Genomic DNA, 13,283 nt, shown 5'->3' on the forward strand with positions numbered 1-13,283 from the left:
TTTTCTACCCATCGCATATTATGCGTATGATTGGAGGATGAGCACGCCACAGCAGATAGACGAACGCAAGCTTTCCCCTATCCCGCACGCCAGCGCTGCCCCCGCGGCCGAGCGCCTCACACCCGGTTCCTTCACCATGAAGGTCCTCAACGGCATCTCCATCGCCGTCGTGGTGTCACTGGTTCCGCAAGCCCTACTGGGCGAACTGGCCAAGGCTCTGCTGCCCTTCTGGTCTGGCGCCGCCACCGTCATGGCCCTCACCGGTTTGGCCGCTAGCCTTTTGCCCGTCATGATCGGCGTCCTCATCGGCATCGAATTCAAGATGACTCCCATCCAAACCGCCGCGGTGGGTATTGCCTCGTTCTGCGGCTCCGGCGTGGCCACAGTGAATCCCGAGGGTGGCTTCTTCCTCAAAGGCACTGGCCTTGTGATCAACTCAGGGCTTACCGCAGCCATCGCGGTGGGACTGCTTCTTTTTATCGGCGATAAGCTCAAGAACTACTCAATCTTACTGCTCTCCACCATTGTGACTCTGGTCGCGGGCACGATTGGGTGGGTAGTCACTTTCCCCGTTGTTAAGGTCTTCACCCTGTGGTTGGGCAACTTGGTCAACGGCGCAACCACCTTGCAGCCGGTCCTCATGGGCGTGATCCTCGCTATCCTCTTCGCCATCATGATTGTCTCCCCAGTCTCCACCGTTGGCATTGCGACTGCCATCTTCATTGACGGCGTTGCCTCCGGTACCGCCAACCTGGGCGCCGTGGCCGCCGGATTTACCCTCCTGGTTGCTGGTTGGCGCGTTAACGGCTTCGCCACCTCCATCCTGCACGTCCTCGGTTCCCCCAAGGTGCAGATGGCCAATATGCTTTCCAAGCCAGTGACCTTCCTCCCGGTAATTTGTTCCGCGGCCGTCCTGGGCGGCGTCGGCGGCGCCCTAGGGATTTCCGGTACCCCGATTTCCGCCGGTTTCGGCATCTCCGGCCTGATGGGCCCCTTGGCCGCCCTCAACTACGAAGGCTGGGGCTGGAGCGCTGGCAACGTAATGATTATCACCTTTGTCTACCTCGTCCTGCCGCTCGCCCTTGCGCTGCTCTTTTGCTGGCTCTTCGAGAAGGTCCTGCATCTCACCAAATCTGAATACTTTTCTCTCGATTTCACATAGCCACGTGGGGAGTACAGTGGGTGGCGCTATGAATACCCCAGACTCCCCAGCCACCAGTATTCGCCTCGCGGGCGTTCACTTTGAAACGCAGGATGACGCCGTCACGGTCCACTGGCTTCTCGGAGGCCTTCCTCACCACCGTGACGTCGTGTTTAAGCTGCACACCCTCGATCTTCAACTCATCATCCACTTCGAGCGAGACCAGCTCGTCTCCATGGAAATCGCGTCTTTTGGTGAGGACACCAGGGATGCCCACCGGCCCGTCGATTATCACTACACGTACACCCCCGAGGAGCTCGTTGTCACCGTGCCAACGGCTCATTTTGAACTCACCGACCAGGTTTTCACCATGGGGCTGTCCGTGGATGGCGCCGCCTGTGGCGAATGGACTGGCACTATTGTCTAAGCCTTCGCTCCCTGCATTCAGCTAAGCCTACACACGCTTTACAGGGCGTTGACCAGCAACAATACTGGAGAGTAAGAAGTTCTCTAGACAATTGCGAGAGCACTAGAGCACGACGCGGACACTCTGGACATCGAGGAGCTGGCAATGCCCCACCATGGCAACGAACCCCACGGATCTTCACACAACGCGCGCCTCAACTCTTTGCGGGCAGGCGTTCTTGGCGCCAACGACGGTATCGTCTCTGTCGCCGCGCTTCTACTCGGCGTGGTGGGTTCGGGGGCGTCGGCAAGCACCATCCTCACCGCAGGCTTGGCAGCCACCGTGTCTGGCGCCGCTTCCATGGCGCTCGGAGAATACGTCTCGGTGTCCGCTCAGCGTGACTCCGAGCGGATGATGATCGACAAGGAGACCCGCGAGCTGGCGGAAATCCCCGAACAAGAGCATGCCGAGCTCGTTTCCATGCTCGCCAGCTACGGCATGCACACCGAAACCGCGGACACTGCCGCCCGTGAGATCGCTGCCGAGGATAGACTTCTCGAAGCACACCTCCGGCTTGAAATGGGCATCGACGGCGAAGACCTGACAAATCCATGGCACGCGGCGTTCTGGTCGGCCATATCTTTCCTCGCCGGCGCCGCACTCCCCCTGTTGTCGATCTTCCTCGCCCCCATGAGCATGGCTGCAGCAACAGTCGCCATCGTTACCTTGGTCGCTCTTGCCATCACAGGCTACGTCTCCGCCCGCCTCGCCGACACGAACACTGGGCGTTCCGTGCTCCGCCTCGTCATCGGTGGTGCACTGGGCCTGGCCGTCACTTATGGCATCGGCGTCGCTTTCGGCGGGGTCGTCGGCTAAAGGCAGGAAGAGAACTGTCCCACGCGCCCTCTGCACACCGACGCCCCTCCCCGACGGGCCCCAAAACAGAAAGTCCCACCTCCCGCCAAATGCGGGCAGTGGGACTCTACGTTTAGCTAGGAAAGTGCTAGCTGGCTTTACTCAGCGGAGCGTACAGCTTCGGCCTGCAGCGCCTGGGCCACGGCCTCGATGACGCCAGCTACCTTGATGCCTTCCCAGATCTGCTCCTTGGTCACGCCTTCCTCGAGGAGAGTATTAGCGTGTGCGGACAGGCAGTGCTCGCAGCCGTTGATGGCGGAGACAACGGTGCTCCACAGCTCAAACGTGGCCTTTTCCACGCCGGGCTTAGCAATGATATTCATGCGCAGACCAAACTTGACCTGGGCAAAATCATCGCCCAACCAGCTCTTTGCACGGTAGGCCACGTTGTTCATAGCCATCACCGTGGCGGAGCCAAGAGCTGCGTCAATTGCTTCCTCACTGAGGTGCTCGCGGGCTTCCTCGAGAATCTCCGACAGCACCAGATCATTGCGGGTCGCAGCGGCAGCAGCGACCAAGCTACCCCACAGCTGCTCCTCATTCAGCTCGGTGGTGCGTGTAAGGGAACCAATGTTGAGCTTCTGATCCTTAGCATATGCCGGAAGCGCGGACTTCAGGTTTTCGATAGACACTGATGTAACTCCTTTAAGGTTGGGCGGTTGTGCTTACTGCTGGTTTACAGAGCGGACTGAACAACCTCGAGCTTGTCGATGTTCTTCGTCGGGTCGTTAGCCTCCCAGTTGCAGGCGCAGACCTCTTCGGACTGCAGCGCGTCCAGCACGCGCAGAACCTCATCAACGTTGCGGCCGACAGCATCCGGGGTCACGGACACGAACTGAATGACACCGTCCGGGTCGATGATGAAGGTTGCGCGGTCAGCAACACCGTCGGCGTTCTCCACACCAAGGGCACGGATCAGGTCGTGGCGGATGTCAGAGAACATCGGGAACGGAACTTCCTTCAGCTCCGGGTGGGTTGCACGCCAGTTGAAGTGTGCGAACTCGTTATCGGTGGAGCCGCCAAGCACCTGGGTATCGCGGTCCAAGAACTCCTCATTCAGCTTGCCGAAGGCGGCGATTTCGGTCGGGCACACGAAGGTGAAGTCCTTCGGGTAGAAGAACACGACCTTCCACATTCCCTGGTACTTGTCCAGAGATACCTGCTCGAAGTAGTCCTCCGGCTGGTTAGCGTTAACGTCGTGGAGGTCACCGCCCTTCAGTGCGGTCAACTCGAACTCTGGGAACTTCTCGCCAACGGTCAGGATAGGCATTAAAGGCTCAACTCCTTATAGTGTCACAACAATGCATAACTGTGATGCAAATCTCTACGACCACACGTCAATCTGCCTTTTAGCAGGTACGCGGTCGCTCACCTGCCAAGTATGCCACGGAAGGCTTCGCGCGTCAATAGGACCGACGAATTAGAAGTGTTACAGTTATAGGCATGAACAATAAGGAGTATCGTCCGACCCTCGCCCAGTTGCGCACCTTCGTCACGATCGCAGAGAACAAGCACTTTGGCTCCGCGGCCGCCAAGCTCGATATCTCCCAGCCTTCGCTCTCCCAAGCCCTCGTCGCGCTCGAGCAAGGACTGGGAGTGCAGCTCATTGAACGCTCCACCCGCAAGGTCATCGTGACGTCCACCGGCGAGATGCTCCTGCCCTATGCAAAGGCGGCCCTCGAAGCCTCCGATGCCTTCCTGAGCCAAGCCCGCGGCGCCAACGGCACACTCACCGGTCCCCTCACCATCGGCATCATCCCGACCATCGCGCCCTATATCTTGCCGGGTCTGTTGCGATCCATCGATGATGCTTACCCCGATTTGGAGCCCCGCTTCGTCGAGGAGCAAACCCAGCATCTTCTGAGTAAGCTGCGCGAAGGAAACCTTGACTTAGCCGTTGCTGCACTACCCACTGAGGCTCCCGGCATGGTGGAGATCCCTCTCTACACCGAGGCCTTCACCGCAGTAACTCCAGCGGCGCATCCACTCGCAGGGCGCGATGACCTCACGCTGTCGGAGCTCGAGCATCTCGATTTGCTCTTGCTTGATGACGGCCACTGCCTCCGCGACCAAGTCCTCGACCTGTGCCGCCGCGCGAAAGTGAACCCCTCCGAGGCCACCAACGCCGTCACGCGCGCCTCGTCATTGACCACTATTTTGCAGCTTGTCATGGGAAACCTCGGCGCCACACTCGTACCTGAATCCGCACTCGTTACGGAATGCCAGAACCCGCAGCTTGCCGTTGCTCGCTTTGCCCCTTCGGTAACAGCAGAGCGCCAGGTGGGGCTCGTTTTTCGCTCCTCTGCCGCCCGCGCCGATGAATACCGCACTTTCGGGACACTGGTCACCAGCGCATTTGAGGACGCCGTCGAGCGCTCTCGGGACCTCTTTTCGTCTCCCTAGTCAGCTCCCTCTGATCAACACGCGTGCCCCAGCGCGACACTCAAAACGCCAAAGCCGCCACTGACCGGCCTCCTTGTCTAGGCCCTCCTCTGTGAAAGGGCTATCCGAAGAGGACAGTCAGGGCGGCGGCGCGCGTTAAATGCGCTACGTGTGGCCTTTAGTGTTTAGGCTGCGGGGGCATAACGCCCTTGACACTGGCGGCACAGGTGCGCGGTTGCCAGCTGCATAGCCGGTGCGATGACTACCAGCGCCAAGCCCAACGTGATGAAGGACGCGGCAAACATGAGAGCCGTAAGAACGATGAACAGCAGGATGTGGCTGTAATTCTGTTTGCCTAGCTTGAGCCCCTGCGAGAACGCCTCACCGATTGAGGAGGTATCCGCTGCCAACCAGGGCATGAGGGTAAAGAAGGGCTGGATGAATAGCCCGATCAGCATGAGCACGGCGAGAATACCGAAGATGGAACCGACGAGCGCGAGAATCTCCCCGTCTCCGAGGTTCTCGACGTTCTGCATATCCATTGCAGAGGCCCCGCCGAAGCCCACAGCAAACACAATGACGACAACAATAACGAGGGCTATAGCGCCAAGAATACCCAGGACCAGGTTCACCACAAGCGGCGACACCCAGCGAACACCTTGGAAAAGAGTGCCCCACGTGGGGCTTGGCTTATCGATCTCGCGATAGGCCAAGCGGTACACAATCAAAGAGATAACGATGGAGAGTATAGACACGGCAAAGGAGAAGAAGCTCACCATGACGCTCGCGCCCGTACCATCGGCGTTCTGCTCGCCAACGCTGATGCCAATTTGTGGAATAACCTGAATAAAGAACACCACGACAGCACCCAGCACCCACAGCATCGCATTACCCAGCGCAGCCTTGAAGCCCCATTTGATCGCCTCTAGGGCGCTGACTGGGCCCGTGTAGGCAGGGCCGGCGCCCGGACCAGGGCCCTCATATCCGGAATCGCCTCCGTAGCTTGCCCCGGCGTATCCCGGCTGACCGGCGTTGTAGGCGCCATAGGAATTGCCACCATAGGGCTGAGCGCCGTAGGACTCGCCACCGTAATTGCCATAACTGCCGGACTGGCCGAAGCCAGCCTGATCCTCTGGGTGCGTGGTGGGTTCATACCGCGGCAGGCCGCCATTGTTTCCCGAGGAGTTATTGGCGTTGTTTCCCGGATTGTTGCCGAACCCGCCGTGGGAGCCGTTGTCATCCGGTTTCGGATCAAAAGGATTGGTCATACACTTCTGCCCTTCTGTAATCTCTTTTCACACAGTCACCACAAGAGTACCAATTTCTCCACCTCGACCTGTGAGCGAAAAGCACTTCCGAGTAGACTTCTAGGTCGACTATGACTGCTACTCGCGAAGACCTCTACAACGCCCTCACGACAGTTTCCTTGAGTGATGAGCGTGCTTTCCGCCGCCGCCTCCGCAAGGCTCGCTCCCCCAAAGCGCTTGCAGCTATCGGGGCTGATATTGCATCTGCCCAGGAAAAAGTGAGCGCCATCGACGTAAACGTGCCGTCGATTTCCTACCCCGAGCAGCTTCCCGTTACCGGACGGCGGGACGATATCGCCGAGGCCATCGAGAATAATCAGGTGGTCATCATTGCCGGCGAGACTGGTTCGGGCAAGACCACTCAAATTCCCAAAATTTGTCTAGAGCTCGGCCGTGGACGCCGGGGTCTCATCGGCCATACCCAGCCGCGACGACTCGCAGCACGGACCGTCGCCGAGCGCATTGCGGAGGAACTCGGCCAATCAATCGGGGACTCCGTTGGCTACGCCATCAGGTTCGATGACCGTGTCTCCTCGACCACAGCCGTGAAGCTCATGACCGACGGCATCCTGCTGGCGGAAATGCAACGCGACCGCTTCCTCAACGCCTACGACACGATCATTATTGATGAGGCCCACGAGCGGTCCCTCAATATCGATTTTCTCCTCGGCTATCTCAAGAGGCTGCTTCCCAAGCGTCCGGATCTCAAGGTCATTATCACCTCCGCGACGATCGATCCGGAGCGTTTCGCCGAACACTTCGCTGACGCTGAAGGGAAGCCCGCGCCGATCATCGAAGTGTCCGGGCGCACCTACCCGGTAGAAATCCGCTACCGTCCCCTCGAAGTCGAGTCAGGGGGAAAGACCATTGACCTCGATCCACTGGACGCCCTGTGTGAAGCCATCGAGGAGCTCATGGCGGAAGGCGAAGGAGATATCCTGTGCTTCTTCCCAGGCGAGCGCGATATCCGCGATGCAATGGAAGCGATTGAGGGGCGTCATTGGCGCAACGTGGAAGTCACTCCGCTCTTTGGGCGCCTGTCCAACCAGGAGCAGCATCGCGTTTTCCGCTCACACAAGGGGCGCCGCATCGTGCTCTCCACCAACATCGCCGAAACCTCCCTGACGGTGCCGGGCATTCGCTATGTCGTGGATACCGGAACCGCACGTATCTCGCGCTACTCCACCCGCACTAAGGTGCAGCGATTGCCCATCGAGCCGATTTCCCAAGCCAGCGCTAACCAGCGCTCAGGCCGGTGTGGTCGCGTGGCCGATGGCATTGCTATCCGTCTGTATAGCGAGCAGGATTTCCTCTCCCGGCCGGAGTTTACCGACCCTGAGATTCTGCGCACTAACCTAGCCAGCGTTATTCTCCAAATGATTTCGCTGCGCCTCGGCGACATCGCTGATTTCCCCTTCGTCCAGGCCCCAGAGCCCAAAGCCGTGCGTGACGGCCTGCTCCTCCTCCACGAGCTGGGCGCACTCGAGGGCAAGGAGAAAGACGGGCTACCGGTGCTGACACGCATTGGGCGGGATCTTGCCCGCATCCCGGTAGATCCGCGCATGGCTCGCATGCTCGTTGAAGCCAACACCTCCGGATGCCTGCACGACGTCATGGTCATCGTTGCCGCGATGACAATCCAGGATGTGCGCGAGCGCCCCATCGACAAACAGGCCCAAGCCGACCAGGCCCATGCTCGCTTTAAGGACAAGTCCTCAGACTTTATGGCGATGCTCAACCTGTGGGACTTTGTCCAAGAAGCTCGCGATGAGATGAGCGGCAATGCTTTCCGCAAGCGGATGAAGGCAGACTTCTTGCATTACATGCGCATCCGCGAGTGGTTTGATCTGGTTCGACAACTCAGGGATGTCGCTAAGCAGCTCGGTTGGACGGCCCAGGAGAGCACCGAGCGCCGAGCGGATGACATCCACATGTCCCTGCTGTCTGGCTTGCTGTCCAATATCGGCGCACGCGATGGAAACTCTAAGGAGTTCATTGGCGCACGAAATACCCGCTTCCTCATCTTCCCCGGTTCAGCACTAGCAAAGAAACCGCCAGAATTTCTCATGGCGGCTGAGCTGGTGGAGACCTCACGTTTGTGGGCCCGCGACGTAGCGGCCATCGACCCCGCTTGGGTAGAAAAGCTGGCCAAGAACCTGCTCAAGCACAACTATTCGGACCCGACGTGGTCGCGCAAGCGGGGCTCCGCGGTAGTCACCCAGCGCTCGACCCTCTACGGAGTCACCGTGGTGGCCGATCGAACCGTTCCCTACCATCGCGTCGATCCCGTTGCGGCACGTGACATGTTCATCCGCAATGCGCTTGTCGACGGCGACTGGACCACCCACCATAACTTCTTCCACGACAACAAGCGCAAGCTTGCCGAGGCTTCCGAATACGAAGAAAAAGCACGGCGCCGCGGTCTCGTTGTAGACGAGGACACGCTTTTCGACTTCTACGATCAGCGCATCCCGGAATCTGTGACCACTGCCCGACACTTCGACTCGTGGTGGAAGAAACAGAAAAACAAGCATTCTCTGGACTTCGACCCAGAAGCACTCCTCGAGGATGACCACGATGTCACTGAGGACGCCTTCCCGGATCGGTGGTTGAAGGGAAGCATCGATTACGACCTGTCCTATAAGTTCGAGCCAGGTGACCCGCTTGACGGCGTCACGCTCAGGGTTCCCGTTCCACTGCTGGCCGGATTGGATACTGAGGGATTCGACTGGCTCGTGCCGGGCCTGCGTCTAGAGCTTGTCACTGAGCTGATCCGCTCGCTACCGAAAGCGCTGCGCCGTACTGTGGTTCCGGCCCCCGAGTTCGCTGAGCGGGCCTTGCCCAAGCTCCTTCCCTATGAAGGAGCGCTCATCGACCAGCTCGCAGCTGTGTTACGGGACATGGGCGGCCAGGGCATCAACGCGGCTGACTTCCGCCCTGATCAGCTCCCGCCCCATTTGCGCATGAACTATGCCGCAGTGGACAAGCGGGGCAAGATCATCGATTCCGATCGCGATTTGAAGGCGCTCGTGCAACGCCAAGCCGGGCATATCTCGTCCTCCGTGTCGCGCGTCGGCCGCGCCGCCGAATCCGCTTCCGTCAAGGAATGGTCGGAAGACACGCTGGGCGCTATCGATGAGGAAGTGACCACGGTGGTTGATGGGCATGAGGTCACCGCTTATCCTGCACTTGTCGCTACGAAGGAGGGCGTGGCGCTGAAGGTGCATCCAACCAAGGCGGCTGCCGACGCCTCCATGATCACCACCACCCTGACGCTGCTACTCCGAGAGATTTCCGTAAACACGCAGCATATGGTCAAGGGCCTGCCCCTGCAGCAGCGGGTTGCTGTCGACGCCTACCCGCACGGCGGGGCCGAAGGTCTCGTCAACGATGCTCGGGTCGCCGCAGTACGCGACATCATGATGGAGAAGGGCGGGCCGGTACGAAGTCCTGGTGAATTCACCACTCTTCTCAACGCGGTTAAACCGGAGGTGCCAGGCCGCGTCCGCCAGGCGGTGGTCGCGATCGCCCCAGGCTTGGCAGAGTATTCGAACCTCAACGCTGAGCTCAATCAGTGGGAGGGGCCGGCAATCGATGATATTCGCGGTCAGCTGAAGTTCTTGTTGCCCCCGAATGCGATCACTATGCACGGCATGCAGCACCTTCGCCACCTGCCGCGTTATATCCAAGCCGCGCGCATCAGGCTCGAGGACATGAATCTAGACCCGGATCGGGATGCCGACCGCCAAGCCGATGTCGACGAAGCGAAGGCATATCTAAACAATCGTTTGCGCACGCTGCCCGCCGGCCGCGAGAAGACCCGTGAGGTCAAGGACATCTACTGGATGATCGAGGAGTTGCGCGTATCGCTCTTCGCACAACGCCTGGGTACCGCGCATGCGGTGTCCGTGCGGAGAATCCAAAAAGCCGCGGACAAGCTGCGCTAAAACGTTAGAAGCTGTCGCGGTCGCGCCGGCGCATGAGGCGAATTTCGGATTCAAAGTCGTCGGCGCTCTCAAAAGACTTGTATACCGAGGCGAAGCGAAGATAGGCCACCTCATCGAGGTCACGCAGGGGTTCCAAGATAGCGAGGCCGATATCGTTGGCGTTGACTTGTGACGATCCGTGACTGCGCACGGTTTCCTCGACCTCTTGCGCAAGCTTTTTCAAGGCATCATCGCTAACATCCCGCCCCTGGCACGCGCGCTTCACGCCGCGGATTAGCTTGTCCCGGCTGAAAGGCTCGGCCAAGCCATTACGTTTGACCACCGACAAGACAGCCTTCTCGATGGTGGTAAACCGGCCTCGGCATGCCGCACATTCGCGACGTCGGCGGATTGACGTTCCACTGTCGATCACGCGAGAGTCAATGACTCGTGACTGTTCGTTGTGACAGAACGGGCAATACACTGTGCCGTATCCTTCCTCTCGACCGCTGCGCAGACGCCTTCCGGCCCCTCGGGAAGTCTAGCGCGAAGAAACAACCGCTGTGGCTGATGCACCGCTAGCGCTAGGGGCCTCACCATCAATACTAAGACCACCCCACACGGTGCCGATAAATACCGCTGCACCGAAGACTGCTCCAAGAACATAGTTACCTACGTTCGAGCCGCTACGGCGAGGTAGGGACGCAGCACGCTGGTATGGAACTGAGGAATCCCCTATTCGATCTGTGCGCCCCTGTGTTCTATCTCTCGGCTCGAGCGTTCGAACACGCGACATACCACTTTCACGCGTTAACGCGAACGAGTGACACCGCTCAGGTTCCCACACGGCCGCGGGCGGGACGAGCACAGGACCCTTTCCGGACTTCTCGGGAGTTACTCCATGCAGAGCAGAGCTGGTATTAAGTGCAATGGCCATGACAGTTCCTTTCCAGGACTTCTTCTTCATTGTGGTGATGCCTGAAGTGTAAGAGCGAGGTTCGACATCGTCGAACACTTCCATCGACCAACCGTTCGATTTGGTCTGTATGTTCGATTTATAGCAGGCGCTCGAAAGTTTGTCCATATTCAGGCGGCGTTAGTCGAACATTTTTTCTTTACGTGCTAAAAAGGAAACGGAAACACCAATACGGCGCACGCCACGATGAGCAACCAACGAGACGTCACCGCGATGCCCACCAGCGTCCTGCACGCCTCAACCCGACGCGCTGTTTTGCGCACACCGATAGCCCTAGGAGTAAGAATGCCCCGCAAGCCGAAGCGAAGCGACCAACCTACCCTCGACTCACTTTCCGCCCGTCAGCGCCGCATCTTGGAAGTCATCCATGACGCTGTCATGCTGCGCGGGTACCCGCCAAGCATTCGTGAAATCGGCGATGCAACAGGCCTACAGTCCACGTCTTCCGTGGCCTACCAGTTGAAGCAACTAGAGGAGAAGGGCTTTCTTCGCCGCGATCCAAACAAGCCGCGCGCCGTTGATGTGCGCCACTTCCCCGGCGCCGACGATCCAAAGAAGCCAGGCCGCAAAGCCGGGCAGGCCAACACCGCAGCAGGGCAGTCCACTCCCGACGTCCCCGAGGATGCAGCAACGCCGAACTACATCCCAGTAGTCGGCCGCATCGCCGCGGGCTCTCCTATCACCGCCGAAGAAAACATCGACGGCTACTTCCCCATGCCAGGTGAGATCCTGGGAAGCGGCGAGCTTTACATGCTGCAGGTCATCGGCGACTCTATGCAGGACGCCGGAATCCTCAATGGCGATTGGGTTATTATCCGCTCCCAGTCCGTCGCCGAAGAAGGCGAATTCGTCGCTGCACTCCTCGAAGGCGAAGAAGCAACTGTAAAGGAGTTCCACCGCGATTCTTCTGGAGTGTGGCTCCTCCCCCACAACGACGCCTACGCTCCCATCAAGGGCGATGAGGCCGAAATCATGGGCAAGGTTGTATCGGTGTTCCGCAAGCTTTAGGCACCCCTAAGCCACAGCTATCCCTCCCCCAACCGGTTGCCCACGCCACCGCTTATTTCCACTCGGTGCGGGCGAACTGGACGGAGGGATTTTTTCTTTTTACCCCCTTGTGTGTGTACATGTCCGAATCGCGCCGTTTAAGCGTCCGACATCACACATTTGCAAACATGCAGTATAAACATTGTTTTTCTCGCACGTTTGCCGCCAGCAATGTGAGCTTTTATTTGTTTGGTTCCGTTTTGTTCGCATTCAGTGGGACAATAGAAGCATCGCCGCAACATTCGTTGCTCTCTTCGCTCACATGCCCCGGCCCCACTTATTATCACCGCCGGGCGCAGCGACTACCACAGGCAAACTTCACTGGGAGGAACTATGTACGCAGAAGAGCGTCGCCGACAAATTGCGTCATTGACCGCCGTCGAAGGCCGAGTCAATGTCACTGAGCTTTCCGAACGCTTCGATGTTACCGCTGAGACGATTCGCCGAGACCTCGCGGTCTTGGACCGGGAAGGAGTTGTCCACCGCGTTCATGGCGGTGCAGTTGCTTCCCAATCATTTCAGACTGCAGAATTTACACTCGACACTCGTCAGCGTTCCGCCACGGGCGCGAAAATGGCTATCGCCCGCGCCGCACTAGAGCAGCTTCCCGACGGAGGCAGTATCTTCATCGACGCTGGAACTACCACCAACGCCCTCGCTGACCTCATCGGACAGCGCTATTCTGCTGGCCAGTTCAGTATTGTGTCGAATAGCCTACCGATCGCCCTCTCGTTGGCCAGCAATGGTGTTTCCGAGGTGCAGCTCCTAGGCGGCACGGTGCGCGCGATCACCCAGGCCGTCGTCGGCGATACCGCCCTTCGCACCATGGCGCTGATGCGCGCAGATGTTGCTTTCATCGGCACTAACGCCCTGACCATCGACCATGGGCTATCCACGGCGGACTCACAGGAAGCAGCTATCAAGTCGGCCTTTGTTACCAACGCGCATCGCGTCGTCGTCTTGTGTGACTCGTCGAAGCTCGGCAACGACTATCTGGTCAGCTTTGCCTCGCTCGATGAGATTGATGTCGTCATTACGGACGCCGCTGCTCCAGCCGCCTACGTCGAAACCCTGCGCGAGCACGGTATCGACGTGATTATCGCTTCGGAGAAGTAGGCGGTTTCACCCCAAGACCGCGTAAGGGAGGTGTGGTTCCCCGAGGGGCCTCTCGGGGAACCACACC

At 59.0% G+C, this 13,283-nt stretch carries 11 protein-coding genes; 7 read left to right on the forward strand and 4 right to left on the reverse strand.

Features of this window, described 5'->3' with window-relative positions:
- The first annotated feature begins 37 nt into the window (after window positions 1–37).
- From HWX44_RS02870 to HWX44_RS02880, 3 genes are all read left to right on the forward strand, one after another.
- Complete coding sequence (locus HWX44_RS02870; protein WP_175973088.1) at window positions 38–1,162, forward strand: PTS sugar transporter subunit IIC; 1,125 nt, start codon at window positions 38–40, stop codon at window positions 1,160–1,162.
- A 28-nt stretch (window positions 1,163–1,190) separates the two neighbouring features.
- Complete coding sequence (locus HWX44_RS02875; RefSeq protein WP_046648216.1) at window positions 1,191–1,568, forward strand: hypothetical protein; 378 nt, start codon at window positions 1,191–1,193, stop codon at window positions 1,566–1,568.
- A gap of 144 nt (window positions 1,569–1,712) precedes the next feature.
- Window positions 1,713–2,423: a VIT1/CCC1 transporter family protein gene (locus tag HWX44_RS02880; RefSeq protein WP_046648218.1), complete on the forward strand. Its 711-nt coding sequence runs from the start codon at window positions 1,713–1,715 to the stop codon at window positions 2,421–2,423.
- Between the two features lie 137 nt (window positions 2,424–2,560).
- Here the strand turns inward: HWX44_RS02880 and HWX44_RS02885 are convergent, their stop codons facing one another.
- Window positions 2,561–3,094, reverse strand: a complete 534-nt coding sequence (locus HWX44_RS02885; protein ID WP_046648220.1) for a carboxymuconolactone decarboxylase family protein — start codon at window positions 3,092–3,094, stop codon at window positions 2,561–2,563.
- 44 nt (window positions 3,095–3,138) lie between these two features.
- The gene (locus HWX44_RS02890) at window positions 3,139–3,732 is read right to left on the reverse strand and encodes a peroxiredoxin (RefSeq protein WP_046648222.1); all 594 of its coding nucleotides are present in this window, start codon (window positions 3,730–3,732) and stop codon (window positions 3,139–3,141) included.
- 173 nt (window positions 3,733–3,905) lie between these two features.
- Between HWX44_RS02890 and HWX44_RS02895 the strand changes: the two genes are divergently transcribed.
- Window positions 3,906–4,865 carry a hydrogen peroxide-inducible genes activator gene (locus HWX44_RS02895; protein ID WP_046648224.1) on the forward strand — a complete coding sequence of 320 codons (960 nt, stop codon included), beginning with the start codon at window positions 3,906–3,908 and terminating at the stop codon, window positions 4,863–4,865.
- A 164-nt stretch (window positions 4,866–5,029) separates the two neighbouring features.
- Here the strand turns inward: HWX44_RS02895 and HWX44_RS02900 are convergent, their stop codons facing one another.
- The gene (locus tag HWX44_RS02900) at window positions 5,030–6,112 is read right to left on the reverse strand and encodes a hypothetical protein (RefSeq protein WP_049157529.1); all 1,083 of its coding nucleotides are present in this window, start codon (window positions 6,110–6,112) and stop codon (window positions 5,030–5,032) included.
- A gap of 110 nt (window positions 6,113–6,222) precedes the next feature.
- On the opposite strand from HWX44_RS02900, the gene hrpA reads away from it, so the two are divergent.
- Complete coding sequence (gene hrpA / locus HWX44_RS02905; protein WP_175973090.1) at window positions 6,223–10,098, forward strand: ATP-dependent RNA helicase HrpA; 3,876 nt, start codon at window positions 6,223–6,225, stop codon at window positions 10,096–10,098.
- 4 nt (window positions 10,099–10,102) lie between these two features.
- Here the strand turns inward: hrpA and nrdR are convergent, their stop codons facing one another.
- A complete protein-coding gene (gene nrdR, locus HWX44_RS02910) occupies window positions 10,103–10,561 on the reverse strand; it encodes a transcriptional regulator NrdR (RefSeq protein ID WP_046648225.1) in 459 nt (152 codons plus the stop codon).
- A gap of 777 nt (window positions 10,562–11,338) precedes the next feature.
- Here nrdR and lexA point away from each other — a divergent pair.
- Both lexA and HWX44_RS02920 read left to right on the forward strand, forming a co-directional pair.
- Window positions 11,339–12,061, forward strand: coding sequence for a transcriptional repressor LexA (gene lexA / locus HWX44_RS02915; RefSeq protein ID WP_175973092.1), 723 nt, complete (start codon window positions 11,339–11,341; stop codon window positions 12,059–12,061).
- A 372-nt stretch (window positions 12,062–12,433) separates the two neighbouring features.
- Window positions 12,434–13,216 (forward strand): DeoR/GlpR family DNA-binding transcription regulator, encoded by a 783-nt coding sequence (locus tag HWX44_RS02920; protein WP_175973095.1) that lies wholly within the window; start codon window positions 12,434–12,436, stop codon window positions 13,214–13,216.
- The last annotated feature ends 67 nt before the right edge of the window (window positions 13,217–13,283 follow it).

It is taken from the genome of Corynebacterium sp. Marseille-Q2823 (genome assembly GCF_903645345.1).
Taxonomy (GTDB): Bacteria; Actinomycetota; Actinomycetes; order Mycobacteriales; family Mycobacteriaceae; genus Corynebacterium; species Corynebacterium hiratae.

What these genes read in the sequence shown, in the direction of transcription:
- HWX44_RS02870 (WP_175973088.1), top strand. Translation starts at nt 38, where the DNA reads ATGAGCACGCCACAGCAGATAGACGAACGCAAGCTTTCCCCTATCCCG.
- HWX44_RS02875 (WP_046648216.1), top strand. Translation starts at nt 1,191, where the DNA reads ATGAATACCCCAGACTCCCCAGCCACCAGTATTCGCCTCGCGGGCGTT.
- HWX44_RS02880 (WP_046648218.1), top strand. Translation starts at nt 1,713, where the DNA reads ATGCCCCACCATGGCAACGAACCCCACGGATCTTCACACAACGCGCGC.
- HWX44_RS02890 (WP_046648222.1), bottom strand. Translation starts at nt 3,732, where the DNA reads ATGCCTATCCTGACCGTTGGCGAGAAGTTCCCAGAGTTCGAGTTGACC.
- HWX44_RS02895 (WP_046648224.1), top strand. Translation starts at nt 3,906, where the DNA reads ATGAACAATAAGGAGTATCGTCCGACCCTCGCCCAGTTGCGCACCTTC.
- HWX44_RS02900 (WP_049157529.1), bottom strand. Translation starts at nt 6,112, where the DNA reads ATGACCAATCCTTTTGATCCGAAACCGGATGACAACGGCTCCCACGGC.
- hrpA (WP_175973090.1), top strand. Translation starts at nt 6,223, where the DNA reads ATGACTGCTACTCGCGAAGACCTCTACAACGCCCTCACGACAGTTTCC.
- lexA (WP_175973092.1), top strand. Translation starts at nt 11,339, where the DNA reads ATGCCCCGCAAGCCGAAGCGAAGCGACCAACCTACCCTCGACTCACTT.
- HWX44_RS02920 (WP_175973095.1), top strand. Translation starts at nt 12,434, where the DNA reads ATGTACGCAGAAGAGCGTCGCCGACAAATTGCGTCATTGACCGCCGTC.